The following is a 2,882-nucleotide window of genomic DNA, read 5'->3' as shown; positions in this document are numbered from 1 at the left end:
TATAACCCCACATTCATTAGGATTATTAAGAGAAGAAGCACTAGAGTGCTATAATCACGCCTTAGAATGTGTCGTATGGGAAGCCATAGATGAGGAGGCACAGAGAAAAACAAACAGACAAAGCGTGTTTGCTGCTGAACTCTATCTCGCAGCTGCAATTAAATATCAAAGCCCCTTAGCATTTTCTATGGCGGCTTATAACTACTCACCTAATGATATTTTTCCAAATAGTGCATCTTACTCTTTGATACTTCATCACGCTTGTTTGCGTTGTGCTATCGCTCTAGGTGGAGATCATGTAGATCAGCTAAGGAGAAACTACTCTTCAAGGACAAAAGGTATGCCTCATCATCCATTAAGAGCTGCTACCTTAACACAATATAATAAAAAATCTTCCATACAAAAAGGCTTAATCAATGGACTTGACCCTTACTTTGATGAGAAATTCCCTCCTGATACACTCATAGATTTCACTTCATTGTGTGATAATTGCATATATGGTGCAATAAAGCTAGATGATAATGGCAAATGGATGGGCATTAGCTGGGCTGTGAAACAAGGATTTGTAAAAGACCCAAGAGTAAAAGGCTCAAGCGTAGAATCTATAAAAGAATATTATCTCACAATGTGGAGAGTGATAGTAGAGAAGAATAAAAAAATTATTTATACAGAATTTGTATCAGAAACAAGCTTATTTTCCTACAAAATCTACTCCAATCTCACCTATGGACTTCCCTCTGCTCGTCCTTATATATTCCCCAAAGAAGTGCTAGATATAGAGATAGATTTTAACAAAGGCTTAGAAGGCTGGGGTAAAGATAGAGATGAAGAGCGATGAGCTTTGAAAGTTATTTTACTATAATATTATATTTATTCCATCTTCATAAACCAACACAAAGGACACATAATGAATAAAACAAAATCTCTCAATATTCAAAGAAGAGAAGCCCTAAAGAAGCTTAAAAGTTTCAGCTTAGTAAGTCTAGCAGTTTGATAAGTTTGTAGAATCTAAATATAGTAATAAAGATTCTCATATCAAGGAAGTAGCGTGAAAATGATCATTTATTCTTTAGGATTTTTTGGAATCTTGGTTGTATTACTAGCTAGTGGGTGTAGTATTTACTATCCTACATCATATCGTGCTTTTATCCCAAAACAATGGGATAGTGAATACAAAGAATATGAGAGATTGTGTAAAGAAAATATAGGGAAAGTGGTGTATGCGAGACCTGCGCCAAAAGATTTCACCGAAGATGATATTTTTTTCTCGAGTTCTACCATATCCATCAATAATTTTATTGCTGTTCGTTTGTATTCCACAATAATTTATAATAATTATATATATATATATATATATATATTGGGGGCATTAAGTATTATACAGGTTGGGCAAGAAGAGGAGTTGGTGCTTTGGGTGGTGGCAAAGTATATCTTTCTTGTTTTGGTTTTAAAGGACAAATTGACTATATGGAACAAAAGGCTTTAGAAAATAAAGAATATATAGGTGATGATATATTGGGAAAAAAATTGCAAGAAGAGGTATTCAAGGTCAATCACATGGATTATGATTTATCACAGAAATATATTTCACAAATTACTAGAGATATAATTTATAATAAAAAGGACTCCCAATGACATACAATAAAAAATACTCACTTGGAATCTATGTCAATCATTGGAGAACTTGGAGATTCGTTGCATCTGCAATAAGTGATGTGGAAGTGAGAAATCCCCATGTATTTTTAGGATTAAAAATAGAGAAAGTTCAATGTAATGATATGCAAATACAAATGCAAGAAAATCTATATCAACATTATCTCAAACATAATATGCTAGAACAAGCTAATCAATGTAGGATTAATATAGAACAAATGCAATGTTTTGTAGCTGATAAAACCCTTTTTAATTTACAGAAAGAATTAAGTAAAAAATATAAATATTATTTTGATGGGAGCAATGAATTTAAAGCGTGGAGAGATACAACATTAAACTCTATAGAATCTATTAATAAAGACTTTGATAAAACTTTAAGAGAAACCTTTAATAATGATTTTACTTTTCTTAGACAATGCTATGCAGATATTACAGAACCATTTTTTATTTGGATAACAAATACCAAAAATATAGACGATGATTACCTGAAAACTCAAATGGGCTTTGATGAATTTGAGAATCTTTTTAACGAGTTTGTGGAATCTAAATATAATGATATAGATTCTATTATAAAGGAAGTAGCGTGAAGATGATCATTTATATATCTTTGGGATTTTTTGGAATCTTGGTTATATTACTAGCTAGTGGGTGTAGTATTTACTATCCTACAAGCTATCGTGCCTTTATCCCAAAACAATGGGATAGTGAATACAAAGAATATGAGAGATTGTGTAAAGAGAATATAGGGAAAGTGGTGTATGCGAGACCTATCACGCAAGAGGAGTTTGAAAAAATGGATGCTTTGCTTCATAAACCAGCACATCATTTTTTCTCTTATCGTTATACCCCTGTATCAAAAAGCATTTATGAACTTCGCATAAGTCTTCATAATGACCTTCAAGAATCTCCCGATCTGGTGGTTGATAACATTATCTATCAAATTATTGGCAGTTATGCTTATGACAGATATTGGACAGAACTTATATTTTTTACTAAGGGTAGCCCTACAAGTGAGAAATTTTTAAAATGTCAAGTAAGCGTATCTGAAAGAAACTTGTTGGCTATGGCTTTTGAGAAACAACAAAATATCGGCACAAAAGATGATATAATTTCTATAAAATATGGTAATCTTAGAACTATTAAGAAGGATATTAATAATGCCAAATAAACTCTACCAAAAATACTATACTCTAGGAGTCTATGTAGATACTTGGGGTTGGAATGAGGGT

4 protein-coding genes are annotated in these 2,882 nt (G+C 32.3%); all 4 read left to right on the top strand.

What is annotated here, in order from left to right; all coding sequences use genetic code 11:
* Nucleotides 1-838 (top strand): hypothetical protein (locus CQA53_RS12610; protein ID WP_181882458.1); only part of this gene is annotated, 838 nt, incomplete at its 5' end.
* A gap of 210 nt (nucleotides 839-1,048) precedes the next feature.
* Nucleotides 1,049-1,486 carry a hypothetical protein gene (locus tag CQA53_RS10685; protein ID WP_115543937.1) on the top strand — a complete coding sequence of 146 codons (438 nt, stop codon included), beginning with the start codon at nucleotides 1,049-1,051 and terminating at the stop codon, nucleotides 1,484-1,486.
* A 145-nt stretch (nucleotides 1,487-1,631) separates the two neighbouring features.
* Nucleotides 1,632-2,240, top strand: coding sequence for a hypothetical protein (locus tag CQA53_RS10680; RefSeq protein WP_115543936.1), 609 nt, complete (start codon nucleotides 1,632-1,634; stop codon nucleotides 2,238-2,240).
* Between the two features lie 2 nt (nucleotides 2,241-2,242).
* Nucleotides 2,243-2,821, top strand: coding sequence for a hypothetical protein (locus CQA53_RS13410; protein WP_245945899.1), 579 nt, complete (start codon nucleotides 2,243-2,245; stop codon nucleotides 2,819-2,821).
* The last annotated feature ends 61 nt before the right edge of the window (nucleotides 2,822-2,882 follow it).

This window comes from Helicobacter didelphidarum, assembly GCF_003364195.1.
GTDB lineage: Bacteria > Campylobacterota > Campylobacteria > Campylobacterales > Helicobacteraceae > Helicobacter_A > Helicobacter_A didelphidarum.
The sequence above is the reverse complement of the archived record's forward strand: the minus strand, read 5'-3'. Positions and strand labels throughout refer to the sequence as shown.